Genomic DNA, 15,034 nt, shown 5'->3' on the forward strand with positions numbered 1-15,034 from the left:
ATTATGCAGGGCTTTCACCCTGCTGTTAGATATATTTTCAATTAATAACCGGCTGTTTCAACCATTCCTTCAGCAAGGAAAGTAACATACTGCATTACATCACCGTTTTTAAAGTCGATCTTTCTAAAAGTGTTTTCTACCTCTTGTACTGTTGCATCTGGCATTGAGTAAACAAATTCAATCAACATTTCAATTGTCAAACCGATCTGCCCTTTATCTTCTAAGAGCCAAGTTCCTAAATCTATATCCTTTTCCTTAAGCAATGTTTCAATGTAACTCATAACGACTTTTTCTTTGTTTTAATTATTACTATCTTTCTCTTGCACAAAGGTACGTATATATATGTACTTATTCAAATTATAGGACTTATATATGTGTACCTTAACCTTATTTAGTGCTTATATATACGTACCAAATTTAATTAAGACTACTTTTGTAACATCATCATAAATATATAGAAAATGGTTATTGATAAGATCAAAGAAATTTGCGAGAAAAAGAATCTGACTATAACAGAATTAGGCAGAATGATAGGCTTGAAAAAATCGTCTATTTACTCCGTTATAAATAATGGTAATCCTACGGTTGAAACTCTTGAAAAGATAGCTAAAGCTCTCGATGTGAAAGTTAAAGATTTCTTTGAAGAAGACAAAGAGGTTTTCACGTGTCCACATTGCGGACAACCAATATGCGACAAAGATTTTTTCCGGAAGTAAAAACACAGGAATAAATGGAACAAGATAAAGTAATCTTGTATCTGTGTATTTTGCAGAAGAAATAAGATCTGTCTTACTTTAAAATTACAATTATGACAAAAAATGATAAATATAAAATTGTATGCAAATATAACGAGCTTTTTTTTGATGAGAAGGAAAGAATGCTCTATGATACACGCAATAGCAATTTCTGGCAGAAAATAGATGATTTGCATAGAGTATATCCTAATGCAGCTATCACGGTGGAGCGTAGGGTAGATAACAGAAGAGCACCATATTTATACGAAACGGTTACCATTCACTGCGATTCAAAAGAGGTACAGGATATTGCGGATGATATCTTTAAGCAATACTATATCATTGTTCCTTTGAAATTTTATGATCAGAATTTTACGGTTCCTCGTGAAGATATCATAAAAGAATTACTACGTAACGATATAGAAAAATGAGCATTACTATACTCATTGGGAAACTATATTTATATTAGTTGGAGACGAATCTAAACAAAGAATAAAAGGCAAGTATACATAACTGCCTTTTATTCATAATATTAGTATCTTATAATCAGCTGTACCTTATGGTGCAGCTCTTTTATTTGATACCGGTTGTTTCCTTTTCTTTTTCATGTTGCTCTTCTTTATTTCCTTCTCTACCGTTAGGTCAGTGACAGCACTATAAACCTGGGTGGTCTTTACACTTTTGTGTCCTAGCAATTTCTGAACTGTAGTGATATTGACTCCCCGGTATATCAACAACGTGGCGAATGTATGGCGGGCCGAATGGAAGGAATAGTTTCTCTTTATTCCTAGCTTTTTCAGTATTGCCTTTATAGTACGATTCGTCTTCTGATTTGATTCAAGCAGGAACAAGCGTCCCCGGCTTCGTGGAATGGATTTACTTAACAGCAAAGCTTTCCCATCGAAGATTGTGGAGACAGGTATTCTCACCTCAATATTTGTCTTATGCATCTTAATAATCAGCCATTTCTTCCGGTTTATAGAGTAGATGTCCTGCTTAGTGATGTTGCAGATATCAGAATATCGTAATCCTGTGTAGCAACTAAACAGAAATGCGTTTAGGATCTCGTCTGATCCTGTACGCTGCCGGTACTCTTCAAGAAGATCAAGTTCTTTCTCTGAAAGTGACTCCCGGTGTGTTTCTTCCGAGCGGATCGTGTAATTCAAAAACGGATCTTTAATGATGATCTCTTTTTTTCTTGCTACATTGATGTATCTCTTGATCACCTTCATATGACGAGCGATTGTATTGATTGATAGTTCTCGCTCGATGCGCATATAGCCTTCCAAGTTTAGAAGAAAATCACTATTCACACTCCTTATATCAATGCAGGATCTGTAACCTCTCAATTGTCTATACGTATCCATATGCAGGATCTTTGTGCTTTCACTTACATTCGCTATAGCAATTTCTCGCTTCATGAATTCTATAAAATTCATGCCTTCAGTATTTTCACATAACCTCCCCTGCATGGTAAGGTTGTTCAGATCCCCGCAGTATTTAATATAACTTTTCCCTTCGATATTGATTTGTACTAAATATGCTCCAGTTTCCTCAGACAAGCCTAGCTCTCTCAATTGTGATTCAAACGTGGATAAAACTCCTTCTATATTCATTTTTAGGGCAAAGGTACTAATTGCATGGAGATTTTGTTTTTACCTTAAAAATCGGCATAAGACGCAAAGAAAAGCAAAGTTCTACTTAAATAATTGGAGGTCAGTATTTTGTATGTAGGGCGGATTGAAACAAGCTTTGGCATAAAACGCTTGAAAATACCCCTTTCAGACAAAGTTCGGCTACTAAGCAGCTACCAGTCCTAAAGAGGATATATGGAATATAACAAGTTCTGTTTCACAGCTTTGCGTTGTTTTGCATAACTCTTGGTAACAAATAATTAACTACCTTTAGAAACGAAAATTTTAGAGTTATGAAAACAAAGAGAAGTACGTTTGCAACCTCGTTCTACATCAAGAGATCGGCAGTGAGAAACCGGGACGGAAAAGCCCCCATCATGGTGAAGATCTCCATTGATGGGGATGACAAAGCATTGGGAACCAAACTATTCGTTACGCCGGATTTATGGGAGAATGGTAAGGCAAAAGGCAAGTCCGCCGAGGCGACAGAGATAAACGGGCAGCTCAAAGAAGTCAGTGCCCGGCTTACCAACCACTATCACCGCATCCTCCGGGAAGAGGATTTTGTCACCGCCGAGAAGCTGCGTAACGCCTTTCTGGGTATCGGCGTGATGGAAAACTGCATCCTGAAAGATTTCGAGAACATGAACCGGGAATTTGAGGCGATGGTGGAGAAAGGCAAGGCTTTCTTTTCCGTGTCCATAGCGGCGGTATCCTTTGGAATGATCTTCCCTGCGTTTTCACCCTTACTCTTCTCTTTTGTATCTGCTACGGGGTGTGACGCCAGGCTGTTTCCCTCCCGATTGATGCCATCGGTCGGAGTATCGTTTTCCAGCCCCAGACATAACTCCCGGTCAATGGTATGCAGGACTTCCACGAAGTCAGCCGCACTATGGCAGTCCAATCCCTTCAGTTTCGCAACGAGGAAGAAACAGTCCCCCGAATACTCCCCGTTACCGAAGTCCTTCATCCTATACATCCCGCTACGGCGGTCATAATAGACGTTGCACGAAGCTTTACTGTCAGCATACAGTGGGTTCAGGAAATTCCTGCCCACCCGCCACTTAACGGGAAGGTAATGACGGAACACCTCCAGCCCGTTACCCGTTTTTGCCAGTATCTCTTCTTTTCTTACCATACGACCTGTTTTTACGTCCGTGCAAAGAATGTGCCTCGATCATCTGGTCCACCTGCTTGTCAGGCGTTTCCCGCATCCAACGTTCGCGGAATTGCTCCACGTCAGTGCGGCGGTAGCGTATCTTTCTCCCACAGATGGAGTAAGCGATGATACGGTTCGTGCGGTAACGTTGCAAAGTACGGGCGCTGATTTCAAGCTGTTCGCACACTTCCTGCCCCGTCATCCACGGCTCTCCCTTCCGCCTGCTCTTCTTATCCGTTACCTGCTGTTGCTCCGTTTCCTTTGTCAAGGACACCTCCACGTATGTCGCTATCCTCTCGATCTTCTCCACGAGGGCGGCAAACGCTTTGCTTTCGATTGTTATTATTTCCATAATCTTTTGATAATTTGGTTTTCCGTTGCAAAGGTCCGATTGTTCGTCCATTTCTCTTTTCACGTTCGTAGCAAGCTGCTAAAGATTTTTTTCGGATGCAAAAAGACATCGCAGAGCTTTATCAGGGGGCTTTACGGTGGTTGTATCCCGTTTTTTCACCAAATGATGCATCGCAAAGGATGATTTGGCAGCTTGCTACAAACCTGCCAATTCCTTCTTTATTTTATCCGTCCGTTTCGTCCATCCGCTTCAATAGCTGTTCTCTCATCTGGTCAAGGTAGGCTGTCCGGCTGTTCTTCCGGTTACGCATGGAGATAAACGTATGGTACACATCCCCCAGGTCAATATGAAATATCTGTTCGAACAGCATCACGAGCTCGACAATGCTCGCCTTACCGTTATCCACGCTACCCATCGCCCAGATGCCATATATCAGTTCCACGGCTGCCGCTTTCCGGTCTGTCCAATGGTGTTCCTTTTCCTGTACGGCATCCGGTCCCTCCACTGCTAACAGTATCTTCCGGTTTAAGTAACCAAGCAGCATTTCCACCGCTATCAGTCGTGCGGCAAGCAGATCATAGCCGGTTGACATCACCGAATCCTCCTCCAGCATAAAACTGCCGTTCTCCGGACTCAACTCCTTTTTGGCACGGCGAAAATAGTAATGGTCTCGGTAAGTCGCCCCGCTCCGGTAATACTGGTAAAAGGGCAGGTAGCGTTCCAGTTTCCTCTGGTACTCTTTCATAGCCTTGCGGTAATGCATCCGGGCGATCTCCGGACAGCATGAACAGCCACTTTCGATCTGATATACCCGGTAATAATAGAGCAGACGTCCTGTCAGGGCAGGCTTGTAATACTTGAAAAAGCAGATTTCTTCTTCCACATTGGAGAATGGATGGTTCAGAGCATAATCCCTCAACTCACGGGACCGTTCCCTCAGGAAGGCAACCATCTCCCGACAGGTCTGTATTACCTGTTCTCCTTCCATTCGGGAGGATTCAAGACCCATCCTCCGCTCGACTTCTTGCATCAAGTTGCTAAAGTACGTTTCTATCATATTATTGTTTTTAGAGGCACGTGAGAACCTTCACGCTACCTGGTTTATTGATTATCTCTCGCTTGACCCGATAACAGGTCTTCCGTTCTGATGTTTTACGGTAATAAAAGCTTTTCTTTATAGCAAAAGACCGGAGAAAAGCTGTAATACAGCTTTCCCCGGTCGCACCCACAAAATTAGGAGATCTCTTCTCCAATTTCCGGGACCAGACTACTCAAGGTCCCTTACGCAACGCACGTATCCCTTTTTGTCATTGACAAGCCTATCCCTGTCGCCTCCCCAACTGGTATCGACAGTGGTGACAAACCGCAGATAACCGTTGAAATACATCTGATATCCGGCACTGAATGACCTGGCACCATTCATGTCCCGTTTGGAAAATCCAGTCCGGGAATGGATGACCTGGCCGTCTGTCATATTCAAGGAATAGAACTTGTTCCCCTGAAAGAAACTATAAATATCTTTCTTTTCCCTGTCATCCCAGTCGAACAGGCTTCCGCTCATTATCATCAGTTCAGCCTCATTGGGCAGACGCCATGTACCCAGGTCACTTTTATCCGGATTCTGGTAATAATAGGCACAGGGAGAGTTGCCTTTTTCCACATCACTCATCAGCGTACTCCACGTTTCGAAATAATACTCACTTTTCCTGTTAGGATTGTTCAAATCCTTCGGCTTGTCTATTGTATTTGCAATATATTTTGCAACCTCAAACCCTTTCTGATAGATCGTATTATTCTGGGAGGTCTCGTCATGTGCCGGAAGTTCATAAATGGCTCTTGAAGCCCTGGTAGTACTGGCAGGCAGGTTGTCAGCCTTGAAAATCAGGTACTCATCCTCCGTCCGGTTGTTGTTCAGCGTCTTGCCAAGTTCATCTTCCATCTCATCAATATGGTAACTGTGGTCCTCAGAAGTCTCCAGGATCCCAAGATCCCTGACCAGTCTCACGTCCGAATAGGGAGTTCTTTCTCCCGGACTCGCAGTTTTTTGGTAATCAAAGTTATATATGGGGGTCATACTATGGGACTCCTCAATAAGTATAATAGGATTACAGCTGTTCAGTGTCAGGTTGGTACTTCCCATGAAAGCCCTTGAGGTGAATAACGCTGTAGCATTATCCGACGGAGCATGCCCGACAAGCCTGCTCTTCAAAGGCAATGAACGTTCCGCCACATACAGCATGTTGATCTCGCTGACGGAGGGGATATACCACTGCATCTCGCCGGCCTGCATCTGGCCGTCACGGTTATTGTCCCGATTTCTCAGGAATGGGGTAAAGCAGGCATATGTCGCATGATAGTTACTAAGAGCAGGATTATAATGATCCTTGCTGAGCGTCAGTTTCGCATTGTCCACTTTTGTCATGACCTTCCAGAGCTGGTCCTCTTTCCCCCGGTTCATCGGATCGCGCATGATTTCCCCGCTGAACCCTCCCGCAAGTCCCGAACGTGCCATCGCTTTCCAGGTATTCGTCCAGCCATTCGCATAGTACTTGTTATAGAAGGCGTCCGCCTCACTGGGGGCTTTTACTGACCAGTCCAGGTCTTCGGTCTCGTTCACGTTCTCCACCCCCCACACGCGCATGCCGTCGGGACAGCTGACAAACACCGTCTTTATGGACATCTGGCGGATCGAGACAATGGCCTGGTGATACCGTGACTGTCCGTCGGGGGAGATTTCATGTGAGGTGTTCACCAGCAGGTCGAAGGTCCGGTCTTCGGCATTAGCAAAGGTCTTCCACAGATCCTTGTCCTGGGGGGCGTTCTCCTGCATGGGGTTTCGCTCATAGAAATACTCGTTGGCGTAAACCGTCACCTTACAAAGTCCCGTAGTGGCGTTGAACACATAGTCGGGTTCAGTCATCAATCTGTAAAGGAACTCCTCCAGTGAGAGCAGGTACGCCCCCGTATCGGAATAATACTTCATCGTCTCGTCCCCGTTGTCAGAGAGCGTGCTCGGATGGATATAGAATGCAAGCCAGCCCGTATCGGCCTTCTTATCTCCGGAGGGAACGTAGCCGTTGTTCTTCAGCTGTTCCAGTTCCGCTTTCGTGTAAGAGACAATCTTGTCACAGAACGGCGTACGCACGGCAAAGGAGATCATGGCGTCGTCTTTCAGGCTTCCGTCCGTATTGAAGATGGCCAGTTCGTCCTTATTGAAACGCATCAGTCCCTGTTCGTAGTGGCAGTCAAAACTGAATGACCGGTGGGCGTCATACACCAGCCCCTCCACTCCGGGGGCGGGCTCCTCCTCAGCGTCCTTATCGGACTGCGCCTCCACCACCAGGTCGTTCATACCATTGATAGTCACATTGTAGGTATAATGCACGTTGCGTTCGATGTCATAGTCATTGACCGGATCGTCGGTGGCCGTATAGCCCAGATAAATCCTGTAGGTCACCCTCCCGAAACGTTCCATGGCGGTATTGCCCACTGCCAGATCCTGACGCAACTCACCCGTAAATTCAATATAGGGAGCCAGGTCAGGGGCGTATTCAGTCTCCCCGTTTTTCAGGTTAGGCTTGTCGGTCGCGCCTGCAACGGGGGACTTCAGCTGCTTCTGCCGCAGGTCATATCCTTTCCGGTCCGCATCATATCCGGGAGAGGTGGGAAGGATCATTTTTTTTGCAACCTTGCGGTTCTCAGGCATATAGAATGAAGTGGTGACGTTATCGGCATCCCCCTCGAAGTGGAACTCGTCCGATGTCCAGTAGGAATCCGTATCCGTCCCGTCCGCATCCCACGAGGCGCTCTGGTCGGTCCCCTTCGCATGTTCCGTTAGGAATGTCGAGCCCGCCACATTGCCGAGCCTGTACGTTCCGGGATCGAAAGTGAGCCCCTCGGCCGTTTTCAGGTTGACCGTGATTTTGGCTTCGGAGCGTTTCAGGGATACCTCGATCTGTCTTGTTGCCGTGGAAACCGTGACGGCCTTGGTTACCGACATCAGCAGGTTCCCGTTCGGGCGGAACAGGGTACGGGCGGTCATGGCCGCCTTTATTTTATCTACGTCGGAAAGTTTGCCGATTCCCTCCAGGATATCCGGCTCCACATGGAACAGGCCGTCACCGTCCGACTTGTAGTTCGCGAGGAGGAACAGTGTCTTCTCCCCGGTGGTGAGGCTTATGTTTTTCAGAAGTCCCATGCTCGTGGGGGCGTCACCGTCAGCCTCGCCCGTGGACGCCTCAAGGTCGCTTGCCGCCTGGTAAAGATCACTCCTGGGGTACTCACGTGAAAATTCCACGTCCCCCGAGGCGTTGAAGACCCACAGGTAAAGGTCGTAGATTTTCCTTTCCTCGCTTTCCAGCAGGGCGGAGCGTGTCTTGGCCGTATTGGCTGCCGTACCCACGTTTATATCCACAGTGGTGGGTATTCCCTCCACCACACCGCTCCTTTGAAGGAGCTCGTCATCCGTGCAGCCGGCAAGGACGGGCAACAACAACAGGATGCGGCAAATTATTTTCAGTTTATATCGTTTCATAAATATTTAAATTTATCATGACAATTCTCGTGTACATCATTGGAACGGGGGAAAATCCACCGTCTTGCTGTTCCAGGACTCGACCCGGTAAATAATTTCCCGGTCAGAGGATTCCGGCAGGACAATGAATACCTTGTAATCCCGGTTCGGATAGACAGGACCGGAATACACCCCGGGAGAGCTCTCCTCACCAACATCAAGCAGGAAAGTCCTTGTCCTGCCCTGTGAGGTGTCACCTCCTGTATGATACTCCACTGTCAGCTGTATCTTCGGGTGGGGCTGTCCCTTCTGCCAGGAATTGGCTTCCGGGATATACGGGGCCAGATACTGGGGAAGGAAGAACTGCTCGTATTTCTGGGCGTCCATTTTCGTATAGTCAACCTTTCCGTCAGCATTGAGGGGGGCCTCGTATATGGTCAGCTGCGTTTCACTCTTTATTCCGTAGGAATACGTGCCCGTGTGCTCCGTGTTCTTTCCCGTTCCCGGTGTGGAGCCTGCAAGCTGGGAAACGTCCGAGTCATTCTCTCTGAAGGAGGGGGACATCAGTACCGGAAAGTTCAGCAAGGCAATCCTTTTATAATCATACATGATCCGGTCAAAGGGGGTAATGCTTGCGATGTATATCCTGACACGGGAGAAATCACGGAACAGCGGGATTGTGATATCCTGTACCTGCTCCCCGGAAGCGGGCTGGACGGTCGTGGTCAGCTTTCCCGAAAGCATGCCCATATGCAGCCTGTTCGATATTCCGGGAGCGTCTTCCCAGGCTACCATGGAAGTTGTTGTCCAGTCTATGATCTTCTCATCCGACGGGGAAGGAGTCACGCCATCGTACGGGTTGTCCACCGGTATGCCGAGACTGCCGTCATCCTGCTCCTTGATGATGGCAGGGAATGCGGCTCCGACAATATCCTCCCTGTCCACCTCTTCCATGCCTTCCCCGAGGAAATCCCATGGAATCGTGTTCTGCAGGATTCCTCCGGGAGTATAATAGGGCAGATCCTTTCCCGTCTGGTTGGGGGCATAGAAAGCGTAGAATTCACTCTCGCCCTTGGGGATGCGTACCTTGGTCTGGTATTCCCCTTCCGCGTTACCGGAACTGAAAGGAAGCAGGCGGCTGTACACATACCGGTTCTGCTCCTTGTTGAAAACCATAAGCGCTATCCTGGGCTGAGCGGGAGCCTGGGGAAACAGCGTGCCGGTCTTATACCAGTTGGCGGGATCGGATGAATAGTTGTCCAGCATAACACTCCCGCCGGATTCAACACCCCTGGTCGACAGATTCAGTCTGACCGTCACGGCATCCTCATCGGAAAACTGTTCCGGAATAGGCTCCCCGTTCTGGCAAGATACCGGAATGAAGCAAAGGACCAGTGACACCGTTATCATAGAGTACCTCACAGCCTTCATCATACGAATATATTTAATATCTTTCAACATAATATTAATCAATCAGTTATGGGAACCACGTCAACAGCTTCCCATGGTTTTACACTTATACTCAGAGAGAGGGGATTCTGGCGGAAATACAGTGGCAGGACAGCCTCCTGACGCCCCGTTATCCGTATCTGCTCGGGATATTGCGCGATATATTGCGCCACATCTACGGTACAAAGGACTTTTTCTCCTTGCATAAGGCGGATCGTTAACGGATCCCCGTCCTCGAAGCGCAGGGTATTGAAGTCAAGCACAAAACGGTCGTTTTTCCCGCTCGCGGTGAACGCGAGATCGAAAGATGTTTTCCCGGCACGCTGTCCGGAAAAGGAGAAACGGGCGGAGAGTGATTCCAGTGTCAGACGGAATCCCTCTCCCTTGTTCTGTTCAAACCAAGTTTGTGAATTATTATCCTCGTCGGAAAGAACTACCGCATGGATTTTCACGTGCTGGGAATAAAGTCTTACCACATCACGGGACTCGTTCATAACTTTGGAGGTGATGGATGTCTCACCCAAGTACAGCCTGTCAAACGTGCCGGATGCCTGTCCGTCCTTCTCCATCAGTTCGGGACGGGAAACCGACGCCCTCTTGTAGCCGTCCTCAACAGCTATGCCCGTTTCTTTCAAGGCGTTGCCTACGGCCACCACTTTATAATCTCCTTCCGGGAGTGTGACCTCCAGCGGCGAAAGCAGGCGTTCCCCATCCAAATGGTGTCTTTCTACAAGAACCTCGCCCTTGGCGTCAAAAATAAAGACGTCAACGCCATCCACATATTCCCGCAGATGTTCCTGATTGTCATCAGCCAGATAGGAAAAGACAATCGTGTTGCCAAGACAGCCGCTCAAATCGTCATATACCCGGTCGCAGGCGGTCACGAGGTATAAAGTGAGCAGCAGACCCAGCCAGGTGGATATATATCTTATGTTCATACTTTACACAAATTATTATAAATCAGTACAGATTATTTTCCCGGAAGAGAAGATGCGTGTTCCTTCCGGGAGTAATAAAAAAGGGAGGGGATAATCTTTCCCCTCCCCGAGAGTGCGGGGCGGATTCCGGTACCGGCCCTTTAAGGGCGGCACGGGAGAACTGCCCGGCAGTTGGCTATTACTCTCTATCTATCAGTCAAGGATGGGGAAGACGTTCACAGCAGTCCAGGCCTGCACCTCAACACGGACAATCACATTCACATTCTCGTCTTCCAGATCTTCCTGGCCGCCCGGTTCGGGAGTCACCCCTTCCGGAATGGTCGGATCTGTATCCACGAGTATACCCTGTCCGTTGTTCAATGTACTAAGATTCAAGTTGATCAGGTAGCCGCCCTTGCCGGCCGGGACATCAGTTGTACCGTCTGTCGCACCTTCTGTTTTCGCGTAACCGGAGATGACCACAAAACGCCTGTCGGCGGATACGCCATCGTCACCTGTCTTGAAGACGAAGGCAAGCTTGGGCGCATTGTTGTCTTTTCCGTAACCGGTAATGCCGTTTACAAAGAAATTGAACGCTGCGGCCTTTGCACCCTGTTCGAAATCGAAGCCCGCTGCATTGAAATAGGATGCCACGTCCGACAGGTCAGTCTGGCCGTCCGGTTTGAATGTACCGCTGGCAAAGTCATATCTGTCACCCGCATAAGTCTTGGCCCAGAACCAGTTTGCCTCTTCTTCCACTGTAAGTGCAGGAATAGAAAGCGTTCTGCTGAAACGGTTCATCAGGATACCCTGGTTTGCGGTGGTCACTTCGACAACCTGCAACCATTGACTCAGGTTGGCTTGCTGGGTAATGTCGGACTTGCCGTCCCATGTCTGGCCGTTGAAACCGTTGGCATCAGCCTTGAAAGCCGCCCACGCTTCGGCGCTGCTCTTTCCCTTGTTTTCATCCTTGGCCAGCCAAGCCGTGCACCACTGTTCAGCCTCCGTCTTTTTCCCGTCTTTCCAGGTAACCTTGACAAATTTGGTTCCAGTCACCTGGAAGCGGTTCATGCTGGCGGTTAATGTAAGTTCCGCTTTTTTTACAGTGCGCTTGTCGTCCTGGGGACTGACACCATAAGGTTCAGCGCCAACGGTGGCAAGTGTTTCAGAACCGGCATAAATCACTTCATTAATTTGGGCTTTCAGCTGTTGTTTGCTGATTTCAGCAACAGTCTTGCCCTCACCGTCAACCAACGCTCCCTGAGGGTTAGCAATAACAAGTGCCTTTGTCGCACCCTTGTCCACGTCAAGGAATTTATAGCCTCCTGTCGTTTCAGCAGCTCCCACTGGAGTTGTCGAGGTCAGCTTGGTAAAATCATCAGAACCCTTTGCGAATTCTTTCGCCAGGACGATATCATCTCCATTTAACAAGTACACATGCAATTTTTCAACTGTTGCCGCATCCTGATCGTTGGCGGTGTCCTGCAAGTCCCCCATGGCGGCACGTGTGTTTGGACCGGGCAATGCTACTGACATCACCACATCAACAGGCTGGTTTCCACTCTCCGGTACGACCGGATTCTCTTCATTGTTACATGCAGCAAACAACGCCAGTGAAGCCGCTGCAAAATACTTCATTACTTTCATAATTTGAATTGTTCTTAAATTTAAAATACTAATACTATATATGTCTGAGTTACATCTGTATCCCATGTTTGTTTTCTCGTCCTTCGGCTATTCGGGAAGTCTTAGCATGGATGCCCTGCTCACACCGGCTTTCTCCAATAATTCTTCCGCCTGCCTCCAGTCACCCTTCATGTTACAGGCAACGGCCATGGGAAAAAGTGCACGGCTGTCATTCTTCACCGCTTCCAACACCCGCAACGCGCCGTCCGCATCCTTCCCGTACTTCAACAGGGCATTGGCATAGTTAAGGATTGCCACGGTGTCATCCGGGAACTGTTCGTACGCCTTCTTGTACACCGGCAGCGGATTCTCACCCCGGGAAACATACAGTCCGGCCAGCCGGTACATTTCGTACTGGCTCAGACACTCGGGTTTCTTCTCAAAAATTCCAGAAAGTTCCTCCACAGTGTAGGGTCTCACGTCAAAACTAAGACTGAAGGTAGTACGTCGCAGGGACGGGTAGAACTCTTTCAGGAGAACCTGATAACTCCTGCCGTCATCCAAAGCGCGTATGGCCGCCTCACGTTCGGTATCACGCCCGTTATGTCCGATAATAAAGAGGATTTCTTCTTTATTGGCGAGAGTGGAGCCGTTGACCGCCTCCTTAAGGCCTTCCCAGTCCTCCCCGACACCTTCGGTACGATAGACCGGCGCTTTCTTCAAGGCGGGGTATTGGCTGGAAATATATTCTGAAAGGGTTTGAGTCCGTCGTTGTGCAAGGGACTTGTTGTAGTCAAAATCTCCTTCAGGAGAGGCATAGCCTTTTATATTCACCTCCTTGAGCTCCGTTCCCTGAATGTTCAGGTTCTCCGAAATAAACTCCTTCAGCCTGTCAAGCTCCTGAGCGTTGCCGGCAAACTGCTCCTGCAGGTCGTGGCGTGCCACGGGAAAGACCACCTTGCAGTCGAAGGAGTCCTTGTAGCACTTGACCAGCACCTTCTCCGGTTCAATGAAACTGTAGGCATAATCCTTCTCCCCGAAAAGAGGGATGTCGGCTTGAAAGGCGATGCCCTCGCTCTCGTTCGTGCCGCATTCGGCACAGCCGTACGACACTTCCCTAACAACAAGGCGCCCGTCTGCCATCCAACGCTCGAAGGGGACGCTACTTTTCACCGTCAGCCCCGAACTTTTTAGCTCCTTGGAGGAACGTACCTCACCGGATCCAGGATCACCGGGTTTCAGGTTGCCCAACGTCTTGCGACGCTTGATTACCTTGTACCTCCTCTTGCCCGACACGCAGACCGGTTCAAGGCGGACGCTGTCGTGCCCGTCAGCCGAGACATAGACGGGGAACAGATAAGCGATTTCCTGGTTCTTAAGTCCAGCCAGGGGAGATACACTGAAGGTAATATCCAGTACATCTCCACCCGCTTCACGTTCCACATGGCTGTTTGAATAATCCCAGCGCAGGGTACCCGACGTTGATAAAATGTCTTGGGCGGAAGACAATAAGGGGAACATTCCCAGACAGCCCATGACAAGGATTTGCTTTTTATAATATTGTAACGGTTTCATCGATATTACTTTTTTAGCGTGATAGAATAAAAAGATGTCTCTATAGGATGCAAGGGGGATTATTTCAACATGTAGATGATTGAAATGGCGGCCCTGGTGGGACCTATATAGTCCGCATCCCCCTTGCCGATCTTCTGACCGCAGGTGGTACACTTGTACTTGTCATAACGGGTGTGCACGTAACCGATACCCAGGGAGGCTTCGATATTGAAACGGCTGGAAAGCACCCACTGGTACCCGGCACTCAATCCGCCTCCCCAGAAATAACCCTCGTAACGGTGGTCTTTCATTTTTCCATCCCCTTTTTGAAGAACAAAGGGCACGTCAACACCACCTATGTTCATCTGCCCGCCATGGGCATGCAGCCCGAAGAACCAGCCGTTGAAAACGTCACACGTCCAGTAACGGAGCTCCGGTTGTACCAGCCAGTGGCTGAACTTCTTTGTCTTGTATCGCGGGGAGGTGGCGTCTTTCGTATAAAAGAAGAAATTCATGCCCACCTGGGTGTCAAAAGTCCATTTACGCCCCATGGAAAACTCCAAGGATAAATTGGGAGTCTTCAAGGCATCGTAGGCCAAGTTGTTCTTCAAGGCAACCTTTTGGGAAAAGGCTCCCGCTGAACAAAGCAAAAACACCAAAAGAAAAAACTGTTTCATCATACTGTTATTCATTGTTTCATTATTTTATCTTGTTTAGAAAAAGACAAAGCTACTCTTATGTAATAATCATTAATAAAAATGCAATTCCCGGGGAAAGACTCTAAAATCTTTCTTGTACGGACGGAATGAACGGCCAAAAATTCTTGCCCGCACCAAAATGCCCTGCTCGCCCGTAAACCACGTACAAAACTCAAAAGCCTTTCCGCCGATCCCGCGAAAGCCGAATAGAGGAGACCGTCCCGGGTATGAAGGTAAATAGAGTCTGTATTGGACCACTCCATATTGAATATCTCATGACTCATTCGCATAATATCATTGAATTATAATTCCCATTTATTTTTCCACTCTCTCCCGTAGAGAGTGGAAAAACAGTTAAAACAGCATATAGCATATATAAAAAACATGACAAAACTATT

Annotated in this window: 13 protein-coding genes and 2 pseudogenes; 3 read left to right on the forward strand and 12 right to left on the reverse strand. The window is 47.9% G+C overall.

Annotation, left to right across the window (positions count from 1 at the left end; all coding sequences use genetic code 11):
• Positions 1 to 41 precede the first annotated feature (41 nt).
• Positions 42 to 281 (reverse strand): hypothetical protein, encoded by a 240-nt coding sequence (locus VCM39_RS13270; RefSeq protein ID WP_322934221.1) that lies wholly within the window; start codon positions 279 to 281, stop codon positions 42 to 44.
• 180 nt (positions 282 to 461) lie between these two features.
• Here VCM39_RS13270 and VCM39_RS13275 point away from each other — a divergent pair, with 180 nt between their 5' ends.
• The gene (locus VCM39_RS13275) at positions 462 to 716 is read left to right on the forward strand and encodes a helix-turn-helix transcriptional regulator (RefSeq protein WP_322934222.1); all 255 of its coding nucleotides are present in this window, start codon (positions 462 to 464) and stop codon (positions 714 to 716) included.
• Positions 717 to 808: 92 nt separating this feature from the next.
• Positions 809 to 1,165 carry a hypothetical protein gene (locus VCM39_RS13280; RefSeq protein WP_322934223.1) on the forward strand — a complete coding sequence of 119 codons (357 nt, stop codon included), beginning with the start codon at positions 809 to 811 and terminating at the stop codon, positions 1,163 to 1,165.
• A gap of 126 nt (positions 1,166 to 1,291) precedes the next feature.
• On the opposite strand, the gene VCM39_RS13285 is transcribed toward VCM39_RS13280, so the two are convergent.
• Positions 1,292 to 2,173 carry a tyrosine-type recombinase/integrase gene (locus tag VCM39_RS13285; RefSeq protein ID WP_413544800.1) on the reverse strand — a complete coding sequence of 294 codons (882 nt, stop codon included), beginning with the start codon at positions 2,171 to 2,173 and terminating at the stop codon, positions 1,292 to 1,294.
• A gap of 488 nt (positions 2,174 to 2,661) precedes the next feature.
• On the opposite strand from VCM39_RS13285, the pseudogene VCM39_RS13290 reads away from it, so the two are divergent.
• Positions 2,662 to 3,051 (forward strand): annotated as a pseudogene (locus VCM39_RS13290) (Arm DNA-binding domain-containing protein); the annotation flags it as partial.
• Positions 3,052 to 3,169: 118 nt separating this feature from the next.
• Here the strand turns inward: VCM39_RS13290 and VCM39_RS13295 are convergent.
• The 10 genes and pseudogenes from VCM39_RS13295 to VCM39_RS13340 form a co-directional block, all read right to left on the reverse strand.
• Positions 3,170 to 3,506 (reverse strand): annotated as a pseudogene (locus VCM39_RS13295) (bifunctional DNA primase/helicase); the annotation flags it as partial.
• Positions 3,469 to 3,795 (reverse strand): helix-turn-helix domain-containing protein, encoded by a 327-nt coding sequence (locus tag VCM39_RS13300; RefSeq protein ID WP_413544801.1) that lies wholly within the window; start codon positions 3,793 to 3,795, stop codon positions 3,469 to 3,471. The gene VCM39_RS13300 and the pseudogene VCM39_RS13295, both read right to left, overlap by 38 nt.
• Complete coding sequence (locus VCM39_RS13305; protein ID WP_322934227.1) at positions 3,758 to 3,988, reverse strand: hypothetical protein; 231 nt, start codon at positions 3,986 to 3,988, stop codon at positions 3,758 to 3,760. The genes VCM39_RS13300 and VCM39_RS13305 overlap by 38 nt, the downstream gene beginning before the upstream one ends.
• 114 nt (positions 3,989 to 4,102) lie before the next feature.
• The gene (locus tag VCM39_RS13310) at positions 4,103 to 4,936 is read right to left on the reverse strand and encodes an RteC domain-containing protein (RefSeq protein WP_322934228.1); all 834 of its coding nucleotides are present in this window, start codon (positions 4,934 to 4,936) and stop codon (positions 4,103 to 4,105) included.
• A gap of 210 nt (positions 4,937 to 5,146) precedes the next feature.
• A complete protein-coding gene (locus VCM39_RS13315) occupies positions 5,147 to 8,413 on the reverse strand; it encodes a fimbrial protein (RefSeq protein WP_322934229.1) in 3,267 nt (1,088 codons plus the stop codon).
• Positions 8,414 to 8,449: 36 nt separating this feature from the next.
• Positions 8,450 to 9,802, reverse strand: coding sequence for a DUF5042 domain-containing protein (locus tag VCM39_RS13320; RefSeq protein ID WP_407934721.1), 1,353 nt, complete (start codon positions 9,800 to 9,802; stop codon positions 8,450 to 8,452).
• A 59-nt stretch (positions 9,803 to 9,861) separates the two neighbouring features.
• A complete protein-coding gene (locus VCM39_RS13325; RefSeq protein WP_322934231.1) occupies positions 9,862 to 10,779 on the reverse strand; it encodes a FimB/Mfa2 family fimbrial subunit in 918 nt (305 codons plus the stop codon).
• A 192-nt stretch (positions 10,780 to 10,971) separates the two neighbouring features.
• On the reverse strand, positions 10,972 to 12,405 hold the full coding sequence (locus tag VCM39_RS13330; RefSeq protein WP_322934232.1) for a hypothetical protein: 1,434 nt from the start codon (positions 12,403 to 12,405) through the stop codon (positions 10,972 to 10,974).
• 87 nt (positions 12,406 to 12,492) lie between these two features.
• Positions 12,493 to 13,959, reverse strand: a complete 1,467-nt coding sequence (locus VCM39_RS13335; protein ID WP_322934233.1) for a DUF3868 domain-containing protein — start codon at positions 13,957 to 13,959, stop codon at positions 12,493 to 12,495.
• 59 nt (positions 13,960 to 14,018) lie between these two features.
• Positions 14,019 to 14,615, reverse strand: a complete 597-nt coding sequence (locus VCM39_RS13340) for a DUF3575 domain-containing protein (protein ID WP_407934722.1) — start codon at positions 14,613 to 14,615, stop codon at positions 14,019 to 14,021.
• Positions 14,616 to 15,034 lie beyond the last annotated feature (419 nt).

The organism is Bacteroides mucinivorans, assembly GCF_034654355.2.
Taxonomy (GTDB): domain Bacteria; phylum Bacteroidota; class Bacteroidia; order Bacteroidales; family Bacteroidaceae; genus Bacteroides; species Bacteroides nordii.

What these genes read in the sequence shown, in the direction of transcription:
- VCM39_RS13270 (WP_322934221.1), bottom strand. Translation starts at nt 281, where the DNA reads ATGAGTTACATTGAAACATTGCTTAAGGAAAAGGATATAGATTTAGGA.
- VCM39_RS13275 (WP_322934222.1), top strand. Translation starts at nt 462, where the DNA reads ATGGTTATTGATAAGATCAAAGAAATTTGCGAGAAAAAGAATCTGACT.
- VCM39_RS13280 (WP_322934223.1), top strand. Translation starts at nt 809, where the DNA reads ATGACAAAAAATGATAAATATAAAATTGTATGCAAATATAACGAGCTT.
- VCM39_RS13285 (WP_413544800.1), bottom strand. Translation starts at nt 2,173, where the DNA reads ATGAATTTTATAGAATTCATGAAGCGAGAAATTGCTATAGCGAATGTA.
- VCM39_RS13305 (WP_322934227.1), bottom strand. Translation starts at nt 3,988, where the DNA reads ATGTCTTTTTGCATCCGAAAAAAATCTTTAGCAGCTTGCTACGAACGT.
- VCM39_RS13310 (WP_322934228.1), bottom strand. Translation starts at nt 4,936, where the DNA reads ATGATAGAAACGTACTTTAGCAACTTGATGCAAGAAGTCGAGCGGAGG.
- VCM39_RS13315 (WP_322934229.1), bottom strand. Translation starts at nt 8,413, where the DNA reads ATGAAACGATATAAACTGAAAATAATTTGCCGCATCCTGTTGTTGTTG.
- VCM39_RS13320 (WP_407934721.1), bottom strand. Translation starts at nt 9,802, where the DNA reads ATGATAACGGTGTCACTGGTCCTTTGCTTCATTCCGGTATCTTGCCAG.
- VCM39_RS13325 (WP_322934231.1), bottom strand. Translation starts at nt 10,779, where the DNA reads ATGAACATAAGATATATATCCACCTGGCTGGGTCTGCTGCTCACTTTA.
- VCM39_RS13330 (WP_322934232.1), bottom strand. Translation starts at nt 12,405, where the DNA reads ATGAAAGTAATGAAGTATTTTGCAGCGGCTTCACTGGCGTTGTTTGCT.
- VCM39_RS13335 (WP_322934233.1), bottom strand. Translation starts at nt 13,959, where the DNA reads ATGAAACCGTTACAATATTATAAAAAGCAAATCCTTGTCATGGGCTGT.
- VCM39_RS13340 (WP_407934722.1), bottom strand. Translation starts at nt 14,615, where the DNA reads ATGAAACAGTTTTTTCTTTTGGTGTTTTTGCTTTGTTCAGCGGGAGCC.